The sequence below is a fragment of the Microbaculum mangrovi genome (assembly GCF_051390635.1).
GTDB lineage: Bacteria > Pseudomonadota > Alphaproteobacteria > Rhizobiales > Tepidamorphaceae > Microbaculum.
In genome coordinates, this window is sequence record NZ_JBPODT010000001.1 from 1,220,788 (window position 1) to 1,241,696 (window position 20,909).

General features: G+C 62.8%; 18 protein-coding genes. 6 read left to right on the forward strand and 12 right to left on the reverse strand.

The genetic code is table 11. The features are described from left to right. The first annotated feature begins 41 nt into the window (after positions 1–41). Positions 42–530: a hypothetical protein gene (locus ACSF9G_RS05850; protein WP_436639422.1), complete on the forward strand. Its 489-nt coding sequence runs from the start codon at positions 42–44 to the stop codon at positions 528–530. A 115-nt stretch (positions 531–645) separates the two neighbouring features. On the opposite strand, the gene ACSF9G_RS05855 is transcribed toward ACSF9G_RS05850, so the two are convergent. Beyond that, complete coding sequence (locus ACSF9G_RS05855; RefSeq protein WP_436639674.1) at positions 646–1,608, reverse strand: hypothetical protein; 963 nt, start codon at positions 1,606–1,608, stop codon at positions 646–648. A gap of 170 nt (positions 1,609–1,778) precedes the next feature. Between ACSF9G_RS05855 and ACSF9G_RS05860 the strand changes: the two genes are divergently transcribed. Genes ACSF9G_RS05860 through ACSF9G_RS05870 form a run of 3 tightly spaced genes read left to right on the forward strand, consistent with a single transcriptional unit; the run spans position 1,779 to position 5,178 of the window. Continuing rightward, complete coding sequence (locus ACSF9G_RS05860; protein ID WP_436639424.1) at positions 1,779–2,291, forward strand: putative pterin-binding protein; 513 nt, start codon at positions 1,779–1,781, stop codon at positions 2,289–2,291. Next, on the forward strand, positions 2,291–4,090 hold the full coding sequence (locus ACSF9G_RS05865) for a sensor histidine kinase (RefSeq protein ID WP_436639426.1): 1,800 nt from the start codon (positions 2,291–2,293) through the stop codon (positions 4,088–4,090). Before ACSF9G_RS05860 ends, ACSF9G_RS05865 begins: the two co-directional genes overlap by 1 nt. 2 nt (positions 4,091–4,092) lie before the next feature. Then, positions 4,093–5,178, forward strand: coding sequence for a response regulator (locus tag ACSF9G_RS05870; protein WP_436639428.1), 1,086 nt, complete (start codon positions 4,093–4,095; stop codon positions 5,176–5,178). A gap of 27 nt (positions 5,179–5,205) precedes the next feature. On the opposite strand, the gene ACSF9G_RS05875 is transcribed toward ACSF9G_RS05870, so the two are convergent. The 8 genes from ACSF9G_RS05875 to ACSF9G_RS05910 form a co-directional block, all read right to left on the reverse strand. Next, positions 5,206–5,964, reverse strand: coding sequence for a TSUP family transporter (locus ACSF9G_RS05875; RefSeq protein ID WP_436639430.1), 759 nt, complete (start codon positions 5,962–5,964; stop codon positions 5,206–5,208). 468 nt (positions 5,965–6,432) lie between these two features. Continuing rightward, positions 6,433–7,716 (reverse strand): TRAP transporter large permease, encoded by a 1,284-nt coding sequence (locus ACSF9G_RS05880; protein WP_436639432.1) that lies wholly within the window; start codon positions 7,714–7,716, stop codon positions 6,433–6,435. Positions 7,717–7,718: 2 nt separating this feature from the next. Then, positions 7,719–8,246, reverse strand: coding sequence for a TRAP transporter small permease (locus tag ACSF9G_RS05885; RefSeq protein WP_436639434.1), 528 nt, complete (start codon positions 8,244–8,246; stop codon positions 7,719–7,721). Positions 8,247–8,347: 101 nt separating this feature from the next. Then, entirely contained in the window at positions 8,348–9,574 is a 1,227-nt protein-coding gene (locus ACSF9G_RS05890) for a TRAP transporter substrate-binding protein (protein WP_436639436.1), read from the reverse strand. A gap of 157 nt (positions 9,575–9,731) precedes the next feature. Then, complete coding sequence (locus ACSF9G_RS05895) at positions 9,732–10,790, reverse strand: SDR family oxidoreductase (protein ID WP_436639438.1); 1,059 nt, start codon at positions 10,788–10,790, stop codon at positions 9,732–9,734. Continuing rightward, a complete protein-coding gene (locus ACSF9G_RS05900; RefSeq protein WP_436639440.1) occupies positions 10,787–13,045 on the reverse strand; it encodes an acetate--CoA ligase family protein in 2,259 nt (752 codons plus the stop codon). The genes ACSF9G_RS05895 and ACSF9G_RS05900 overlap by 4 nt, the downstream gene beginning before the upstream one ends. Positions 13,046–13,056: 11 nt before the next feature. Further along, positions 13,057–13,278 (reverse strand): biotin/lipoyl-binding carrier protein, encoded by a 222-nt coding sequence (locus ACSF9G_RS05905; protein ID WP_261615082.1) that lies wholly within the window; start codon positions 13,276–13,278, stop codon positions 13,057–13,059. Between the two features lie 38 nt (positions 13,279–13,316). Continuing rightward, complete coding sequence (locus tag ACSF9G_RS05910) at positions 13,317–14,846, reverse strand: acyl-CoA carboxylase subunit beta (protein ID WP_436639442.1); 1,530 nt, start codon at positions 14,844–14,846, stop codon at positions 13,317–13,319. A gap of 267 nt (positions 14,847–15,113) precedes the next feature. Between ACSF9G_RS05910 and ACSF9G_RS05915 the strand changes: the two genes are divergently transcribed. Then, on the forward strand, positions 15,114–16,031 hold the full coding sequence (locus tag ACSF9G_RS05915; RefSeq protein ID WP_436639444.1) for a LysR substrate-binding domain-containing protein: 918 nt from the start codon (positions 15,114–15,116) through the stop codon (positions 16,029–16,031). Here ACSF9G_RS05915 and ACSF9G_RS05920 read toward each other — a convergent pair. Beyond that, entirely contained in the window at positions 16,028–17,371 is a 1,344-nt protein-coding gene (locus tag ACSF9G_RS05920) for an MmgE/PrpD family protein (protein ID WP_436639446.1), read from the reverse strand. The two genes, ACSF9G_RS05915 and ACSF9G_RS05920, sit on opposite strands and share 4 nt — an antisense overlap. Positions 17,372–17,625: 254 nt before the next feature. Between ACSF9G_RS05920 and ACSF9G_RS05925 the strand changes: the two genes are divergently transcribed. Then, complete coding sequence (locus ACSF9G_RS05925; protein WP_436639448.1) at positions 17,626–18,447, forward strand: GntR family transcriptional regulator; 822 nt, start codon at positions 17,626–17,628, stop codon at positions 18,445–18,447. 26 nt (positions 18,448–18,473) lie between these two features. On the opposite strand, the gene ACSF9G_RS05930 is transcribed toward ACSF9G_RS05925, so the two are convergent. Together ACSF9G_RS05930 and ACSF9G_RS05935 are read right to left on the reverse strand one after the other, a co-directional pair. Next, on the reverse strand, positions 18,474–19,358 hold the full coding sequence (locus ACSF9G_RS05930; protein ID WP_436639450.1) for an amidohydrolase family protein: 885 nt from the start codon (positions 19,356–19,358) through the stop codon (positions 18,474–18,476). Between the two features lie 34 nt (positions 19,359–19,392). After that, positions 19,393–20,889, reverse strand: coding sequence for a hypothetical protein (locus ACSF9G_RS05935; protein WP_436639452.1), 1,497 nt, complete (start codon positions 20,887–20,889; stop codon positions 19,393–19,395). Positions 20,890–20,909: the final 20 nt, after the last annotated feature.

Genomic DNA, 20,909 nt, shown 5'->3' on the forward strand with positions numbered 1-20,909 from the left:
TGCCGAAACGCGCGAGGAGCACACAAATGAAACCGATAGTCATGGCTTTCGCGATCGGCCTGGCCGCTGGGCCTGCCCTGGCCGACGAGCCTGGCGGCCGGATCACGGGCAACATCGGCGACAGGCCGGTCACGGTGGAGGTCTGGCGTGCTCAGTCGGACGCATATGGGGATGCCGAAAGGGGGGGCGTTTCGATCTACACCCGCCACATCGCCCCGGACAACGGGCTCGGACGCCTCTCCCTGGGCTTCGAAGGCACGTTCACGGAACCGTTCAACATCGAATTGTCCATCGCTGGCGTCGGCAACGATCCCAAGCCACATATCAACGGCTACTGGGAGGCCGACGAAGACGCCCTGACGTTGAGCATCGCCCGCAGCGAGGTTCGCGACAATTTGCTGGCGATCAGCGGCACGGTTTCCGGAGATCTGGTCTTCCGGCCGCAAGCCGACCGGAACACGCCCGTGGCGGCGCCGGGCGACAGCCTCTCCGTCACCCTAGATTTCGATGCCAGGCTGGAGGTGTATTGAGATAGGCGGCAGCGCCATGACGACGCACCAGCCCTCCGGGAACAGCCTGGATTCGCTCCGAAAAAGTGAAGGGCGGGACGCCGGACAAAACGCACGACGTCCATATGACCGCACCTCACGCCTTCACGGGAATCGGCGAATACCCCAGCGCCTTCTCTTTGAGCTGGCGGAATTTTTTTGACATCTGTTCGAGCCGCGCATCCCATTCTGGATCCGGGGTCTGTCCCTCGGTCGTGCGGAAATAGACCTGCATGAGGCACGCGATGGCAAACGGTTCGAAAATCGCGGCCTTCACGCTCCAGGCGAATATCAGGGCGAAAACGAAGCCGCCCGCCGACCAGTTGCCGGGCATCAGGTAGACGACGCCAGCGGCGGGCGCCAGCATGAGCACGAAGACGAGCGCACTCAGGCCATAGACGAAAAGCGTGAGCCACGCGGCATTCTTGAGCATCACCTTGTAGTTCTGCCCGTAAAGGACCAGCCCCTCGCGGGCCGATTCCCAGGGGTTCGCCTGCCCGGACCGGATCATGTGGGCGAGGATCACCTCGTCGACGAAACCGACGGCCACACGCAGAAACGCCTCGACGATCGTCATCAACTGCTTGACCCCCTGGATGGGGATGAACGACAGGATCCCGCGGACCAGCACCGAGATCGCCCGGATGACGCCCTTGACTATCTGGTCGATGGCGAACAGCAGGCTTGCCTGCGCGAAACGCTCCTTGACGACCGCGGTGGCATGGGTGATTTGCGATCGGCCCGCCGGCAGTTCCCGGCCGGAGATGAGCTCGACCAGCACGGCGATATGTCCGGCCTTGGCGAGATACAGAATATATTCGCGCGCCCAATACATGATTGCGCCAACGACGCCGAAGCCGCCGATGGCGCCCCAGAAAGTCGTCTGCGCCTGAAAGTCGGGTTCGCCGAAGGCACCGACCCCATAACCGATGCCTGCCCCGGCCCCGGTAACGACGACATAGGCCAGCGCCGCCCCGAAATAGATGGCCCCCCGCAACACGATGAACGGCATGGTGCGAACCATCAGGCTAATCGCCTGCCCGATACTGAAATCCCACATATGTTCCTGACCGTATAGCCGAATCGAATCCCTGTCCGACCGACGGTAATCGCGCATCGGCTGCGGCGCCCCCTCTGTTCGGAGGGGACGCGGTGACGGTTTCAAGCTATTCAGTAAGGTGCGATCGACGGGCCGTCCGAACGCAAGAGAAGCATGGAGGAACCTGGGGAGTGGCGTCAGCGAAGTTTGCAATCATCCTGATCGGATTTACCGTGCTCGCCCAAGCGGCTCAGGCAGGGACGAACGGCCTTGACGCTCCTGCCGGCCCGGTGGTGCTCGAGGTGCGCGGCAATATTGGCCGAACCAATACCGAGAGCGCGGCACGGTTCGACCTGGACATGCTCAAGTCCCTGCCGCAACGCGCGCTGGAAACCTCGACCACCGTCACCGACGGTGTGCGCCGGTTCGACGGCTTTCTGATGCGGGATCTGCTCGCGCTGGTGGAAGCGGACGGTGGAACCGTCACGGCAATCGCGCTCAACGACTATGTCATCGATATTCCGGCGGATGATTTCACTCGCTTCGATGTGCTTGTCGCCTTCGAGATGGACGGAGACGCGCTTCATGTGAGCGACAAGGGACCGCTCTGGATCGTCTATCCGCGCGATGATCACCGCGAGTTGCAGGATATCCGCTACGACTATCGCTGGGTCTGGCAGCTCTATCGGCTGGAGATCAGGTAATGCGGGGCACGCGCCCCATCCTCGGCTTCTTCCTGCCGCTCGGCGTCATCGCCATTCTCGCCATCCTTCTCGTCTATTCCCTGATCGGACTGGCGCAGACCGAGCGCAAGATGCGCATTGACGCGAGCACGAACATGGTCTGGGTTCTCTCGCGCGCGGAAGCCGCCAGCCTGCGGTTCGCCCAGGCGCTGGCGCGATTGGAACTGGGGGCAAGCAGCCAGGACGACATCGAGCTTCGCTATGACATCCTTCTGAGCCGCCTCGGCCTGATCGACGAGGGACCGCAGCGGCGCCGGATGATTGCGCTTGGCTATGAGGAGGAACTCGAACAAACGGTCCAGGCCGCCCGCGAGTTAGAGCCGCTCGTATCGAATGCCGCCTCCACGGACCTCGCACATGCCCGCGATATTGCCGAGTCGATCGCGGTCTGGCTCGCGCGCGCCGCCAATGCGGCCATGGTTGCGGAATGGAATGAACTGGGCGGACAGCTCGATCAGTACCGCGGTGAAATCTGGCAGATAATCATTTGGCTCGTTGGCATTGCCGTTGCCGGCGGAATCCTCTCCGCCTACCTGATCCACAGTCTCGTCGTTTCCCGACGCCGCACCGAACTTCTCTATAGGGAGCGCGATTTTTCCAGCCTGCTCGTCGCCTCCAGCGGCGAGGGCATTCTCGCTTTTGATCGGGATTTGCGCTGCAGCCTGTGGAATGACGCCATGGGGCGCCTCATTGGCTGGTCCTCCGAACGCGCCGTGGGCACGACGCTGGCCGAAATTTCAGGCTTCTTCGCGATTGAAGGCATCGCCCGCCCCTTCCGCGAAGCCTTGGAGGGGACATCCTCGTCCATATCGGACAAGGCCCTTTTCCATCCCGACTCAACGGACGCGCGCTATGTCGATATGCGTTGTTTTCCACTCAAGGATGACGAGCAGATTATCGGAGCAATCGCTTTCATCGGCGACGTTACCGAACGCCACGCGGCGCAAAGAGAGCTTGCCCGCCACCGCGACCACCTCGAAGAGCTGGTGGCCGCACGAACCCGTGAGTTGATTGCCGCACTGGAACGCGAACGCGCGGCGACCGAGCTCTACAGCAACTTCGCGACCATGGTCTCGCACCAGTTCCGGACCCCGCTGGCGATCGTCGATTCCACTCTTCAACGCCTGATCCGTCGCCGCGAGCATGTATCGGCGGATGAAATGGTCGCGCGGGCGCACACGGCGCGGAGTGCCATCGCGCGTCTGATCCGGCTGGTCGAAAGTACACTGGACGCCGCCCGGCTCGACGCGGGCCAGATAGAATTGTCCAGCGAACCTTTTGGGATCAATGCCCTTGTTACAGCGGTCTGCGCGCGTCAGAGGGAGGAAACGCCGGATCGGGAAATCATCCTCGCGACGAAGACCGATAATGCCCTGTCGGTGATGTGCGATCCGGCCCATGCCGAACACGCGCTTGCCAATCTCGTCTCCAACGCTGTCAAGTATTCGCCGCCGGAAACGCCAGTGCGCTTAGATATCGAGGCGACATCCACCCATGTGCGCTGTCTTGTGCACAGCGAAGGAGACCCGATCCCAGACGCGGATCGGGACAAGCTGTTCGAACGCTATTTTCGAGGTCGGAATTCCGCGGGCAAGACCGGGATCGGCGTCGGGCTCTACATGGCGCGCGCACTGGCGCGCATGCAGGGGGGAGAGGTCGAGCTTGTGGAATCCCGGCACGACGGGACCGTCTTTTCCCTTGTGCTCCCCCTCCCGGGCGCCGCCACGGGCGCCAAGGTTTCAGAACGTCCGGGAGGATAGGAATGGACGCAACCACCCCGCGGTCCATCGAGAGCCGGGCCATCATCCTGTGCGTGGAAGATGAAGCCGAGTTGCTTTCTGACCTTGCCGAGGAACTCACAGAGGCCGGCTATTTGGTGATCGCGGCGGAAAGCGGCGAGCAAGCCCTGTCCAGATTGGAAACGACGCGGCCGGATCTCATCCTGTGCGACATCGGCTTGCCCGGTCTAGACGGCTACGCGGTGCTCGAGACCGTGCGCGCACGTCACCCCGACCTCGCGGAAGCGCCCTTCCTGTTCCTCACCGCGCTCGCCAGCCCGCGCGAGATCATTCAGGGAAAGCAGGCCGGCGCAGACGACTATTTGGTCAAGCCCATCGACTACGACTTGATGCTGGCCACGATCGAAGCCCGGCTGCGGCAGGTGAATCGGATCCGCGCGCGAAACGACGAGATCTTCGAGGCCCTCCGCGCGTCGGTTCCACACCTCGCCTCGACGGGCGCCGATGCCCCAACCACCGGGATCCGGCAAGTGCTCGACCGCCTGGCGCTTGGGATCGTGCTGGCGGACAGCCAGTGCCGCGTGCTTTTCGCCAACCGCGCGGCCCACGACATGGCGGCGCGCAAGGACGGTCTCAATATCGACGCCAGGATCTGGGCGGACCACGCGCCAACCAATGCGGCCCTGAACAGGCTGGTTCGCGAGAAATGCACACCCGCACGGAATAACGCCGAGGATCTGGCCAGCCTCTCCGTGCCCCGCCACTCCGGCCAGCGCGATCTGATGGTACTGGCCTCCGCCCTTTCGGACCCTGCCGGCGCTAAGTCCCGGGAAACCGCAGCGGTTCTGTTTCTCTCAGACCCCGAGCAACGCCCGTCCTTGTCTCGAAACACGTTGTGTGCGCTCTTCGCCCTCACCCCGACCGAGGCGAAAATCGCGGCCGCGTTGGCTGCCGGCTCCCGACCCGCCGACATCGCCGCCGACCTAGGGATCGCTCCGACGACCGTGGCCTTTCATTTGCGCAATCTGTTCCAGAAGACCGGCACCAGCCGCCAGGCCGATCTGGTCGCCCTCTTGCTGGTCAGCCCCGCCGCCGGGGCCATCGAATAGACCTGCAATCAAAGCACCGCTCAGGCCTCAACTGCTCAGTAGAACAGGGGCCATCACGCCCAACCCCGCGAACAGCAGCAGGATGAACGCCGCGCGCCGCATCGCCGTTTCACCAAGCGGTGGGGACAGTTTCCCACCGAGGAGCGTAAACGCAACCGTTACCGGGAGCGCCACGACCGCTTGGACGATGGCGTCGAACGGCATCTCGCCGCGTAACACCAGAAAGCCGATCCGTTCCATCGCGAGCACCATGAACACCAGGAGCAGCGAGTCCCGGATCATCGAGAGCCTGAGCGGCTGCCGGTAGAAGTGGAAGATCAAGGGTGGACCGGACGCCGCGAACAGTCCGCCCAGCACCCCAGCGACGGCGCCGAGGAGACCGAACGACGTCCGGCTCGATTCTCGCGTCATGGGTCGCGGATTGAAAACCAGCAGCAGGCTGCTCCCGACGATCGTCACGCCGAGCAGCAACCGCAGCAGCCCCATGCTCTCGGTCCCCAACAGACTCAGCAGGACCAGCCCGAAATAGGTCGCAGGTGCCGCCGCCAAAATCACGGGAACCGCTCGACTCCACTGCACCTGGCAACCGCTTCGGCCCAAAGCAACGCTCGCATTCGACAGCGTAATGATCGTCACGACGATTGAGGCCTGTTCGATCGACATGATGCCGAACAGGGTCGCGAACGCCACCACGATAAGCCCGAGCGCGAACCCGGTGATCGCCTGCGTATAGCAGCCCAGTGCCACGATGCCGAGGAACAGCACCTGATCCCAGAATGGCAGCACTTGATTGTCTCCCTAAAAAGAGCAGTGAGGTACCGGCGCGAGACGGGGTCTACGCGGAGTTCCGGGAGCCCGACCATGCGACCGGGCAGATTTCGCCGTGCGGGCCCGACTGGCCGTATTGCCAGGCCCCGTTGGAGCGCGCAGGCATATCCAAGTACGACTTGTTCGACGCTCGTGTCAGCCGGCCATGCCTACGACGGCTCGTCCAGCCATCCAGAGTTCCGCGCCGCTGTTGGCGAGAGGGACAGGGTTGCCGATGTAGTCGATTGGAGAGGACGCTGTCCGAACGGCTCAAACACCACGCCCCCTCCGGCCACGACCGGACAATGAAGGCAAGTGTGTTCGACGCACGATTCGCCCGGAAACGCCGATCATAGGTCCGGATAGGTGATGATACCCCTCCCGTTTGGCCGTCCCGTTTTCCCCGCCCGGAAAGGTCGGGCGGGGAAGCGAGAACGGTGGCAGGCGTTACATCCCGCTGATCGACGGCAGGTAGGTCGAAAGCGCGGGAATACCGACGATGGCAAACCAGGCGAGCATGAGGATGATGAAGTACGGCACCACGAAAGGCACGATCCTCAGGAACGGAAGTCCGGTGGTGCTGCTCGCCACGAACAGATTGAGGCCGAACGGCGGGGTAATGAAGCCGATGGCGGTGCCAGCCACGAACACGATCGCGAAGTGAACCGGATCGACGCCGATCCCGTAGGCGATGGGCGCGAGAATCGGCGCCAGGATGATCACGACCGGAACGCTCTCCAGGAAGCAGCCGGCGACGATGATCATGGCCATGCAGATAAACAGGGTCGCGTAATACCCACCGATGCCGTCGAACAGCCCCGCCACGAACGCCGGCGCCCCGATTATCGAGAGGATCTGCTGCATCACGATCGATACAGCGACCAGCGGAACGAGCAGCCCGGCGATCTGTCCTGAATGAAGCAGGATCTTCGGGACGTCGCGCAGCTTGATCTCGCGCGTGATCGCTATGCCTGCAACCAGCCCGAACACCGCCGTCATCGCGGCCGCTTCCGTCGGTGAGAAGATACCGCCGTAGATGCCGAGCAGAACGATTGCGATGGCGGCGAACCCGAGGTAGCTGCGGAAACCGGTACGGACGCAATTGCCGAGCTGAAACGGGATGATCTTGCCCCAGCCGAACTTCCAGGACATCACGAGGCAAACAACCTGCATGCCGACGATCATCAGCGCACCGGGCAGCAGGCCCGCCATGAACAGATCGCCGATCGGCAGGTTCAGAAGGAACCCGTAGATCACGAAGATGATCGACGGCGGGATGATGATCCCGACGACACCACCCGAGGCAAGCGTCGCCGCCGAGAAGCGGCTGTCGTACCGCCCCTCTTTCAGGTCCTTGTACATGATCGAGCCGATGGTGGCCGTGGTGGCGGCATTCGAGCCGGAGATCGCCGCGAACATGCCGCACGCGGCCAGCGCCGCCAGGCCGAGTCCGCCGCGTACCCAGCCGAGCATGGCATAGGCAAAGTCCGTCAGCCGCTTGGCAATCCCGGCCGCGTTGATGATGTCGCCGGTCAGAATGAACAGCGGCAGGGCGAGAAGCCCGAAGAAATTGATCCCCTCGAACAGGGTGAGGCTGAGATTGGCAAGTGTGAAATCGGTCACCACACTGGTCCAAAGGACCCAATGGGCGATGATCAGGAAGATCGGGACGCCGATAACGAACAGGACAATCGCCGAAACCGAGATGAGGGCAATGAGTTCGCCTTCCATGACTATCCCTTTTCCACCATCGAAGGCGCGCCGAGCTGGAACGGCTCGCGCCGTCGGTAATGACCGATGTCCTGCCAGAGGTTCTGCAGCGCGCGAAGCACGATCAGTCCCCAGCCAAATGGCATGATGAGGTAGAACCACCACTGCATGAGGTCGCTCGTACCCGGCACGAAAGCGAAGTTCATCTGCAGCAGTTCGATCTGGTCGACGGCGTAGTAGATCACCACACCGGCTAGCGAGACCCAGAGCGCCGCGTCGAGGATCAGGCAGGCGAACTGGACGCCGTAGGGAAGGACCGAGCGGACTTCGCCGAAGTTCAGGTGCGAGCGCTGGCGCACATTATAGGCTGCCCCCAACCACGTCACCGCGATGAACATGTAGATCGCGACAGCGGAACTCCAGGCGATCTGCGTCTTGAATACGAACCTCAGCACGACCTGCTCGAAGACCAGTACGGCCATCACCACGTAGGCGATGTTCATGAGGATCGGTTCGATGTTGCTGTCGAGCCAGTGTATGATTTTCTTCACGCTCGGCCTCCCCTTGTTGTCCGCCGTGCGGGACGGGTTCTAGATACGCGTCCCAGGCGGCTGGCGGCGCAACCCGTAGGCCGCGCCGCCCGTCGCGATTGTCAGGCGTTCCACCAACGCCGCGGCGAGACATCCTGCACCAGCGTGCCCTTCGGGATCTCCCGCGCGATCGCATGGATTTCCTTGTAGACATCCTGGCCATTGGCCCAGCCGTTGATCCGCTCGCGCCATTGCTCCCAGGGGCCCGGAACGTATTCGGGCGCGCACATCTTCTCGGCCTTCTCGATCTCCTGATCGGGCAGAGTGGCGACGCGTACGCCAAATTCGTCGAACACCGTGCCCGGTATCGGAGGCGTGGTGGCGCCGACCAGATTCACCAGCGCCGCCTCATGCGTTCCCTGAATCCGGGCCTGGGTGAGGTAAGCCGACTCCATGATCGCGTCCTGGTATTCCGGCTCCAGCTTCTCGAAGACGTCGAGGTTCATCGCGGCATGCTCGGCGCCGCAGAAGAACCGTAAATCGACAGCCTGCGAGACGACGGGGGTCATGTTGAAGGCGGCAACCGCCGACATCCACGTCTCGGCGCCATCGATCAATCCCTGCTTAAGGCCGTCGAGGGTTTCTTCCCACGCTACCGGGACGGGATTCAGGCCCATCAGGTCCATCGCGATCCTTCCAGGCTGCGAACCGGTCACGCGATTCTTGCCGCCCTGCAACTCCTCCAGCGTCGAGATGGTGGGTCGGTCCTTGTACTTGAGGCCCATCATCAGGCCCCGCGCTTCGTACATCGTGAACAGGAACTGCACCCGATGCATGCGGCGCAAAGGTTCGCGAAGCAACGCCTCGCTCTTCGGATGGTAGAGGAAGTGATAGAACGACGCCCGGCTCGGGAACATGTAGGCAAAATCCAGCGCGTTGTAGTACGGCGCCGCGCCAGCCGCGTTCTGGGTCGAGGACGTGAAGATATCGATGATGCCCTGCTGGGTCTTCTTCACACAGTCGAGCTCGTTGCAGATCTGGTTTTCACCGATGAACTCGACGCGAACCGCACCATTGGTGCGCTCCTCGAGATCCTGGATGAACTCCAGACAGCCGACATGAACATACTTCAACCGCTGGGCATTGTAGCCGGCGCCACCGTAACGCAGCTGGTACTTCGGCTCCGATTTAGCGCGCTTCTTCTCGGTATCCTCGGCAGCGGAGGCGAGTTGCGGTGCGGTAATGGCTCCAGTCATACCGGCCGCGGCCAACATCGTCGACGTCAACCCAAAGCGGCCGGCGATTCCCATCACGTCACGACGGGACACACCCTTGAACAGATCAGTCATTGTTTCCTCCCGTTCGCCAGATCGTTACCCATCCGGCATTGCTTCGAGCGCGGCAGAACCAACCCGCCGGACTCAACAAAGGCGCGCGCATCCGGCGCACAGCCAAAAAGAAAAACGAAAGCAATCAGGCACCAAGAATCGCCAAATAGCCTCCATTTTATGGAATAACTCTCTCTGACCGCATGGATTCCAAGGCAGAAACATAGAATTCCTCGCTGTCAACACAGTCGTTAAACCCCGCTTTCCGCACCTTTACCGTCGATGAGAGATTGTCGAATGCACTACCGAAGACGAAGTCGCCCCAAGCCCAGTTCGCGAGGGAATCCATCCTGTGTTTACGGAGACCATGCTCAGCGACGATGCGATCCCAGACCGGCCCCTTGTCGGACATCATGTCCACCAGTGATCGCGTTCGGACCTCGCCTACCGGCGCGCCGAAGAACGCCGCCAGCCGCGGCCACAGGTTCCGCCAACGAAACTGGTCGCCGTTGGTCACGTTGAAAGCCTGGTTTGCACACTGTGGCTGCGTCGCTATCCAATGCATCGCACGTCCGAGCAACTTCGGGTCCGTTACCTGGTAGAGCGCGTCGAAGCAGCCTTGCGACCCGGGGAAATGGAACGGAATACCCAGGGCCCGACAAATCGAGCCGTACACGCCGACGATCAGCACTTGGTTCATGGGACTGTTCAGCGAGAAGCCGAGCGGGGCTTGCACCCGTACGGCCGACCAGGTCCAGTCTTTGCCACGCTGGCGGTTCTCGATGAAATCCTGCTGATCATAGTAGAAGTTTGGCGGCATATGGCGCGGATCGTCCTCCCGCGCCGGTGTGCGATACGGGCCGAGATGATTGCCATACCATTTCTGGCCGTGCACCAAATGGATATGCTTGAGGTCGGGTGCCCCGGCCTCAAGCATATCTGTCAGATTCACGAGCATGCGGAGATTGGTCACGGTCTCCTTTAGCGGGTCGGCCGCCTTCGCATAGGCGGCATAGAACACGTGCGTGACATCGCGACAGGTCGCAAGCGCCGCGCGGCAGCTCTCCGGATCCAGCAAATCGACGGCGACACACCGAAGCCCATCGCCCCCTTCCGGCGGATGGCGCGACGCGGCGATCGTCCGCCATCCATCCTGCGATAAAAAATGGTCGAGCGCCGCGCCGCCGACGACACCGCCGGCACCGACAACGAGAGCGGTATTCGGTGACGCCGTCATGACGGCAAACTCCGGTCGGCGCGACGTTGCGCCTGGAACGCCTCGAAACGGGCCAGGGCGGCCAGCGCGGTCGCGGCCATGGCGAAGCTCTCGAACACGGGGATCCCTGCGGCAACCGCGCGCTGGCGCTGCTCGCGCCGCAATGCCTCAACCTCCTCGCTGCCGTCGGAACGAAAAACCATCACGAGGTGCGGCGCATCCCCTTCGGTCGCGGCGCGTTGCGCGATCGCAGCGTCGACAATGTTGGGCACGATCTGGCTTTCGCGATAGCTCATAAGCACGGGCATGTTGAGATGCAGCAGAATCACATCGGTTGCCGCATCCCCGCTCAGCGCCCGCAAGACGCCCTCCGCGACCCTGCCGTTGCTGCGGTTGAAGGCGTTCGCCGGAAAGTCGATGGGGTTTCCGGCACTGGCTCCGTCGGGAAGCTCCAAGGCATGGAGTCGCGCCCGGGTCTGCTCCGACGGCTCCGCCAGGTCGAAGCCGTGCCCAACCAGACAATCCGTGGCCACCACGCTTGCGCCGCCACCGTTGCCGAAGAGCGCCAGCCGGCGGCTGACCCGCGTGTCGGACGGCGTGATCGACTGGAACATCAAAAGGACGTCGAGAAGCTCCTCGATGGTTTCCACCAGGATGCAGCCCGTTTGCGCCGCCACGGCGAGCCAGACACGCATGTCGCCTGCCAGAGCACCGGTATGCGACATCACCGCCTTCTGGCCCTGCGCACTGCGCCCCCCCTTCAGCAAGACGACCGGCTTGCGCCCGCGCGCCGCCCGCAGAAGGCTGACGAACCGCCGCCCGTCGCCAATATCCTCCAGGTACATTCCGATGACTGCGGTATCCGGGTCGGCAAGGAAGTGTTCCAGCAGGTCGTTCGGGCCCAAGTCAGCGCTGTTGCCGATCGTGACGACCGCCGAATAGCGCAGGCCGCGCGCTTGCCCCGTCCGTACGAAGTCGACCCCGATGCCACCGCTCTGCGAGATTATGCCGACGCGGCCCGGATCCGCGTGCGCCCGGTGTGTCTCGGTGAACGTCATGCGTCCCCGCGGCGAATAGGTACCGAGGGAGTTGGGACCGAGGATACGCACGCCGCCCGCTCGCGCCGCCGCCAGAAGATCGTCCTGGCTTACCCCCCGCGCGCCGCTCTCGCCGAAGCCGCTCGTCATGATCTGGGCGAAGCGGACGCGACCGGCCGCCGTTCGGAGCATATCCGCGACCCCGGCCTTCGGCACCGCGATGTAGGCGTAATCGATCGGCTTCGGCGCCTCCGCGAGACTGCGGTAGACGGGCAAGCCTTCAAGCTCGGTCGCACTCGGGTGGATCGGATAGATGTCACCCTCGAAGTCCAGCGATCGCAGGTTCCGGATGAACCGGTTGCCCGGCCCCTGCCCCGAACCCGATACCCCGGCGACGGCGATCGTCTTCGGCGCGAAAAGGGGGGCAAAGCTGTCGGGCAAAGGGGGACTTTCAAGACCGCCGGCGACGCACTCACCCGTCAGGACAAATCGCGCGTCGACAGCGACGGCCCGCTCGGGCCCGACGATCAGCGGATTGATGTCGAGCTCGGCGATCTCTTCGCCCAGCTCCATGAGAAGGCCGCCCTCTCCGCCGATCGCCAACAGCGCATCGATCAGCGCCGACATATCGACGGGACGACGGCCGCGCACACCATTCAACAGCGGCTGCGCCTTGAGTTCGCCCAGCATGGCGGCCGCGTCACCCCGCGTAATCGGGCAGACGCGGAATGTGACGTCGGCAAAGACCTCGACAAAAACGCCGCCCAGACCGACCATGACCATCGGCCCGAACTGAGGATCCAGGAAGCCACCGATCACCACTTCCTGGCCCGCTGGCGCCATTTCCTCGACCAGGAAGCCTTCGATCGGAGGTGCATCGGACGGCCAGCTATCGGCAATTCCGGTGGCAGCATCGTGGACCGCCTCGGGCCCATCCAGGTTCAGCCGAACACCCCCGAGATCACTCTTGTGCAACGGCTGCGTCGACAGCACCTTGACGGCGAACGGCGGTGTAAGCCGGGCCGCGCGATCGCGCGCCTCCTCTGGCGTCGCCGCCACCGCGGAGGCGGGCACGTCGATGCCGAAGGCCTCGAGTATCGACTTGCCGGTGCTTTCGTCGAGCGCGCCTTGCCCTTGCCTGCGCGCCGACGCGAGGATTTGCCGAACCCGCGCGACGGGGCCATTGTCTGCCACGCCGGGTTCGGCGTCCAACACGCGATAGTTCGGTCCTGCCGTCATGTGTCGCGTCATCAGACCGTGAGGACCAGGACCAGCTGGCCTTCGACGACCGCGTCACCTTCCGCTATCGCCACACTCTTCACGGTACCGCTCTCGGGAGCCGAGATCGGAATCTCCATCTTCATCGACTCGAGGATCACCACCGTGTCGTCCTCCTCAACCTCGGTACCGGGCTGAACGAGGAGCTTCCAGACGGCTCCGGCGATGTCGCTCTTCACTTCTATGTCGGCCATGCGTGACTATCCTTCTTCTGTCTTGTTGCCCGCCGGGATCAATAGCTTGTTGGCCAGGTAGCCAGCTTGTGCTCGCCCACGCCGCCCTTGTTCGCGTGGACCTCGAGCAGCCGCGCCAGCGCCTGTCTGGTCTCACGCGGATCGATGAGCATCTGGGTCTCGTAAAGCTCCGCGAGCGCATAGGCCGCGGAGTCCCGCTTCAGCTCCTCGACCAATTTGTCGAAGCGCTCCGGATCATCCTCTCGCTTCAGCTTGTGAAGCATGTGCACGCCGAGCACCGGATCGACGAACCCCAGGTCCGCCGTCGGCCAGCACAGCACCTCGTCGGAGTTCCGTCCGCCCCCCATGTTCAGATACGCCTGCCCGTAGCTCTTGCGCATGATCACCGAGAGCTTCGGGGTCGTTACCAGGCTGATGGCGTTCATCCAGTTCATGATCCGCCCCGGCGCCCACCGCCGTTCGCCGTCGATGCCGATCAGGAACCCCGGCTGGTCCACCATGAAAACGACCGGAAGGTTGTACGAGTCGCAAAGCACGAGGAGGTTGACCGCCTTGCGCATGGCGTCCACGTCGATCGCCCCTCCCTTGAACTTGGGGTTGTTGGCCAGAATGCCGACCGACCGACCGTCGATTCGGGCAAGTCCGGTGACAACCGACTTGCCGAAACGCGCCTTGAGTTCGAAAAGGCTGCCCTCGTCGACCACACAGCGCACGATATCGCGCACGTCATAGACCGCATTGCGGACCTCGGGCAGGACCTCGAGGATGCGCTCGGCCGCGTCGGCCGGCGGGTCCACGGGCTCGGCACGCGGCGGCGCTTCGCCGTTGTGCCGGGGAAGATAGCTGAGGAAGGTGCGAACGGCCTCGAGAGCCTCCTCATCGGTATCGACAGCCATGTCGACGAGACCGGTCTCCGCCGTATGAAGGCGCCACCCGCCGAGATCCTCGGCGTCGACCGGCTGGTTAATCGCCACAGACGTGACGAGGCTGCTCGCCACGGCCATGGTCGCGCCCTTGCGCATGACCACGAAGTCAGACATGCACGCATACCAGGTGGACGACCCGTAGCAATCGCCCAGCAGCGCCGACACCCACGGCGTCCTGCGGTCGCGAAGGTACTCCGCGGCGTCCTGGCCAAGCATCGCGCGACCGGGCGCGCCCATCCGGTCGGGCATCCTGGCACCGGCCGATTCTCCGAGAAAGATCAGCGGCATTCCGCGCTCGCTCGCGACTTCGCGCATGTGCCGGATCTTCTTGCCGTTGATCGAACTGCTCGAGGCACCGACCACGGTGAAATCGTTGGATACGACGGCGACCTCGCGCCCGTCGATTCTGCCAAAGCCCGCGATCTTGCCATCCGCCGGGGTCTTGTGGCGCACTTCCGGCCGGATACCGCGAGCGAACAGGCCGGACTCGCAGAAGCTGTCCGGATCGAGAAGCGTGTCGAGACGCTCGCGCGCATTCAGGACACCCTGTGACCGACGCTTGGCCAACTTCTCCTCGCCACCCATGGCAAGTGCGGCCTCTCTGCGCTGTCCGAAATCGTCGAGCAGGTCCCTGAATTTCACTAACTTTCTCCCGAAAAGAGTCTTTGCGTCCCGGCGCCACGGCCGGCCCGGGCTGAAGCCGGAACGTGCTCATTTTTGCGAAGCCAATCTATAAATTCCAATATTATTAGCTCATTTAACTATGCAGTTATGTTATAGGGTTGTGACGGCGCAGATTACCGCTGAACGCTCCGTTTCGGGCGGACATACGCGCCTTCGGACTGAGGCGAGACGCGGCATGCGCGGGATTTCTGATAGCCGTTCGGTAATTCGTTTCGGGAGGTTTCCATGTCCGGCGCGCTGAACCTGAAGCAGATCGACGCTTTTCGATGGGTAATGATCTCAGGGTCGACCAGCCAGGCCGCCGCAATCCTCAATGTCTCTCAGCCAGCGGTCAGTCGCCTGCTGAAAAATTTCGAAGGTCAGGTCGAGTACCAACTCTTCATCCGCAGCGGCGGACGGCTGCACCCGACCCCGGAGGCCGAGGCGCTGTTTCGTGAGATCGAACGGGTCTACCCCGGCCTTACGCATCTCAGCAATCTCATGCAGAACATCGCGCTGATAGACAGCGGCCTGGTGCGGATAATCGCCACCATGCCGATGATGCAGCGTCTCGTGCCCGAAGCGCTCTACGAGTTTCACCGCGAAATGCCGCAGATCCGAAGCTCCGTGAAAACGATCGTAAAACGCGAGCTTCGCGAATGGCTGGACGGGCAGCAGTTCGATATTGGCCTGGCCACGCTTCCAGTCGACTATCTGGATGCGAACATCATGCCGCTGGCGAGCCTCAACTGTGCGTGCGTCCTGCCGCCGGGCCATCCACTGAGCGGCGCCGACGTGATCCATGCCCGCGACCTGGCTGACGAACCGTTCATCTCGATAATCCCCGACACGATCCTGCGCAGCCGGGTCGACCGCGTATTCGACAAGCTCGGCGTGCAGCGGCGCCTGATGATCGAGACCCAGTCCGCTGCCGCGATCTGCGAAATGGCAGCAGCCGGACTTGGGGTATCGGTGGTCGATATCTTCACGGCCAGCGGGTTCGCCGACAAAGGCATCCTCGTGAAACCGTTTCGGCCTGCGATCAGACTCCAGTTCGGCATACTCCTGCCGGTACAGCGGCCGCAATCGAATGCCGTCGAGGCGCTGATCGAAATCGTCCGCAAGCGTGCGAAGGGATTCGAGGAAAGCTATCGCAACTTCTAGGTCGCAACGGCCCTCATCAGGTCGCCGACGTCTTCGCGGGTCTCCAGCTCCGCCATGATCTCGATCGACCGCGCGATATCGGCCTCGGCGACAATCCCTTCGACGCAGCCGCGGTACTTCGGCACGCATTCGTCAAATCCAAGCAACGCCGGCGGCTGTCCCTTCGCCGTCTCGGGCCGGCGGGTGATGGTGCGCCCGTCGGTCAGATTGTAGGTGATGTTCGGGGTCCATCCTGTCGGCGTCCAGCCCCAGTCTTCGCGAACGACCGTCCTGACCTTCTTGCGGAAGGCCGCAAAGGCCGGGTCGTTGATCTTGGCCTTCGAGAATCCGGCCGGCAGAACCCGCGGCTCGAGCATGGCGATCGCCATCGCATGAGGCAGACTGAACTGGGCTTGGATCTCGTCATTCGGCTCCTCGTGCTGAACGACGGTCGGAAAGAACGCGTTGACCTCGACTGTGATGTTGTCGATGTCCTCCACCGAAACACCCTCTTCGCGGATCGCCAGCGTGGTCTCGATCATCCGTTGAAGATGGTAGCAACAGGGATAGGACTTGATCCCGATCTCGTTGATCCGGAACGGCTTGCCCCAGTCCTCCAGGATCGCCTCCGGGTTCTCGACATTGCCCGCGGTGATGATGTTGAAAAGCCCGCGCGGCGCCTCGAGAATGTCCTTCTGCCCGGTGAAGCCGTCGCTCGCCAGCAGGGCGGCCGTCAGGCCGTTACGGGCCGCAAAGCCCATCTCGGCGATATGCGACATGGTACCGGTCTGGTAGCCGAGGCCGCTCGCTTGGGACGCGGCGACGGCGATCGCGTTGGCCGTCTTCTCGGTGTCCAGATGCAGCAGCCGCGCCGCGCCCAGTGCACAGCCGATGGAACCGGCAAGACTGAGCACCATATAGCCGAGGCGCCGCGCCTCGCGGCATGCCAAACCGATCCGGGCCTGCGCCTCATACGAGAGGATAAAGGCGGCAATGACATCCTTTCCGTCTGAACCGAGCTTCTCGCCGAGCGCAAGGATGGCCGGGAACAGCGTGTAGCTGGAGACGGCCTCCGGAAAGCTGTCGTCCTCGTATTCGGTCGCATGGGCATAAGTGCCGTTGGCGAGGGCTGCCATTTCCACGGGGGCCTTCATCGACGCGCCAAGCACCGACGCCTCCGCAGCGCCCCCCGCGCGCTTCACGTATCGCGTAACGATATCGCTTCCAGCGCAGTGCGGCCCCGCGACCATCGCCCCGAGCGCGCTCATCGCAAGCGTCTTCGAATAGGCGACATCGTGGTCGCTGAAGTCTTCGAATCGCGTGGTCGCGACGCGCGCGGCAATCTCACGGGTGATGTTCATGCGGCCCTCGTTGCATGCAATAAATACATATGTATGATACATATCTTACCGCACTGGTCAAACCCTTAGCGTCCTGTCCAAGCGTGGATGGCGCACCGCGGAAAGCCCCCGGATAACTGGCACTTGAGAAGGACATTAACTAGACTTCGGTCTTGATCGGAAGAATCGGCTGTTCGCCCTACGATTGCTGCTTGCCTGAGCCGGTCCGCTCGCGGAGCCTCGTTTCCGTGTCCTGAACAGTAGAGAAATCGAACATGCCGAAACGTTCCCCCTCCACCGGATCCGGGCCGCGCACGACGAGGTCAGTACCGGCCCGTCAGAGCCGGAGAAACGGCATTGCCCTTATGGGGGACGCCGGCCAGCCGCTCTACAAGGAGGTGAAACTGGCGCTCACGCGGATTCTGAGCAGCGGTGAGATTCAGGCGGGCGACGCCATCCCGACCGAGAAACAGCTCTGCGAGATGTTTGGCACCAGCATCGGGACCGTGCGGCGGGCGATAGACGAACTGGTCGCGGAACACGTTCTAGTCCGCCAACAGGGCCGCGGCACCTACCTCATTCCCTACAGCCCCGAGCGAATGCTCAACTTCTTCTTCCACATCGTGCGCCGCGACGGGCACCGCGAGATTCCCATCGTCCAGACACTTACGTTTCAGACGGGGACGGCCGATTCAGAAACCGCCGCGGACCTGGCCATCCGGCCGGACGACCCGATCTATCGGGTGTTCAACGTGATGCTGATGGCGGGCGAGCCGGCGGTTCTCGACGAAATCCGCATCTCCGAGGCGATGTTCCCCGGTTTGACCGAGGCCGAGTTCGTATCGCGCAACACCACCATCTATGACCTGTATCAGAGCAGGTTTGGCATCAACGTGATCCGAACACTCGACCGGCTCCGGGCCGTATCGGCCGATGCGAAGACAGCCAAGCGTCTCAACGTTGCGCTCGGCACGCCCCTGCTCGAGATCATCCGTGTCGCCGTGACCTTCGATGAGCGCCCGGTCGAATGGCGCCGGACGCTGCTGAACACCGAGACCTACGAGTATCGCAACCTGCTGAAGTCGGAATTGCCCTGACGGTGCCCGCCGCCAGGGCCGCTCTCCTAGCCGAGATCGAGCTTCAGCAACTTCGCCGCATTGCCGTACAGGATCTTCGGAATGATGTCCTGTCGCCATCCCATGTCGAGGAAGTCCCGGACGGCCTCCTGGATATCCTTGACCGGATAGGCGGAACCGAACAGCGTCTGGTTCTCCAAGAACATGTTGGCGCCCTTCACATACGTGTCCGCGCAGATCATGTCCTTGGTCGCCGCATACAGATCCGGCGAGACGTAAATATTCGGACAGGCCATGGCGACCACCACCATCTCGGCGGCATAGGGCCAGGCGGCGTGAGATACGATAATCTTCAGGTCGGGATATTTCTGCGCAACCCGCTGTATCGACACCGGACTGGACCAGGTGATGTCGTGCCCGCCCAGCACCGAGAGCAGACCGGACAGCGAGATCGATACCGGCAGATCGTGCTCCAGCGCGGCCTGATAGACCGGATCCAGGCTCGCATCGTCGGACCAGCGCGGGTCGCGCGCGGATCCGGGCTCGATTGAAACGCCCTTGATGTTGGTTTCCGAGGCATACTCGCGGATCTCCGCAAGACCCCGGTCTATGTCGTCCAGATCAACCCCGAGGAAACCCAGGAAACGATCCGGGTATGTGTTGACCGCTTCGACGATCTCACGGTTCTCGACACCGCCAAGGTTGCCCGCGCCAGACGACGCGCGTCCGACCAGCACGCCATAACGGATGCTTGAGGAGTCCATTTCCTCGAACAGGATATCGAGATCTTCCAGCCAGGCGGACCTCGCCCCCTTGAAGCTGATCATCTTGCGGGGGTAATGCATCGCGGTGCGGAACACGCTGCCACGTGTCCACGCCGGGATTGGCGGCCGCAAGCGCATGTCGACGATCGGCGGCATCATGTAGGTCATTCCTGGATCCTCCCTTACCTTGTCGTGCGAACGGCTAGGCCGTCCGGCTCATGGCGACGCGCGTGTTCTTGTATTCGACGTCGAAGCGGGTAACGGAGCCGCGCCCCTGCAGGCCGCGCAGCAGCGCTTCGACCGGACTGCCGAGGGTGGCCGTGGTTCGGATCGCGCCAGCCTCTTCCATGGCGTCGACCTCGCTGCCGGCGAACATGTAGCGCAGCATCCGCGCGTCGTCGTCGAGGTTTGGATAGGCCTTCTCGAGTGCCGGGCGCCCCGGTTCCAGCTGCTTTGGCTCCAGCGGAATAGCCGGTGATCCGTTCTCCACAATGCGGTCGAGAATGTCCGGATCGACCGGCGACAGCAGCCTGCCGAAATGGCCGAGCGCATAGCGCTTGATCTCGTCCGGGACGTTCCGATACCGCTCGCCTCCGACGACGTTCAGCATCGCCTGCACGGCGATGATCTGCGAGAACGGTGTCACCATGATCGGCCATCCGAGCTCGGCCCGGATCTTTACGATCTCATCCAGGATCTCGTCGAAGCGATCCTCCAGGCCCTGCTCGCGCAACTGGAATCGCCAGTTGTTGAGCATCCCGCCCGGCATTTGGTGCTGGTAGTGATAGAGGTCGTATTCCATCGGCGCGCCGTGAGGGAAACCCTCCTGAGCGGCCAGATCGGTCAGGTAGTCGCTGATCTCGTCAATCAGATCGCTGTCGACCGTGGTGTCGAAACCGGCTGTCGACAGATTGCCCAACGTGTTCTGGATGGACGGCTGCGCCGGCCCGCTCGCCAGCGGCGCGATCGACGTATGCAGTTGATCGATCCCGAGCTTCGCTGCCTCCAGGTAGACAAGCGGTGCGAGCCCCGTGTTGCAATGACTATGCAGTTCGAGAGGCCGGCCTCCCATGACCGCCTTCAGTGCGGGCACGAGCGTCCGGATGCGATCCGGCGTCAGTAGCGCACCTGAATCCTTGATCATGATCGCGTCGACGTCGGTCTTCTCGATCAGCGCCTTGGCCGTATTGGCATACACCTCGTCGGTGTGCACGGGGCTCTCGCTGAACACCAGCGCGCCAACCGTATACAGACCCAGCTTCTTTCCATGCCGAATGCTGACGGCCATGTTGTCGACGTCGAATAGCGCATCGAGCGTGCCGACGACCGAGAACCCGTTTGCGGCGAGACGCTCCATCCACATCTCGACCATGTCGTCTGGCGCGAGGCTGAATCCGATCAGGCTCTTGCTTCGGCAATAGGATCGCAGTGGCGTATTCGGAAGCCTCGCCTTGACCAGGCGCGCCTTCTCCCAGGGATTTTCCTTGAGATAGCGCACACAGACATCGAACTGCACCGGCGCCATGAAGTCGACCATCTCGAATCCGGCGCGGTCCATGCGCTCGGCGATCGGCAGCATCATTCCTGCCGTCATCCGGGTGGTCCACAGGCACTGTTGCGCATCGCGAAACGTGGTGTCGATGATCCCGATCGCACCTGATCGGCTGCGTTTCGCGCGAACCTTTTCTGCTTCGGTCATGGAGCTCGCCTTGTTCGGGG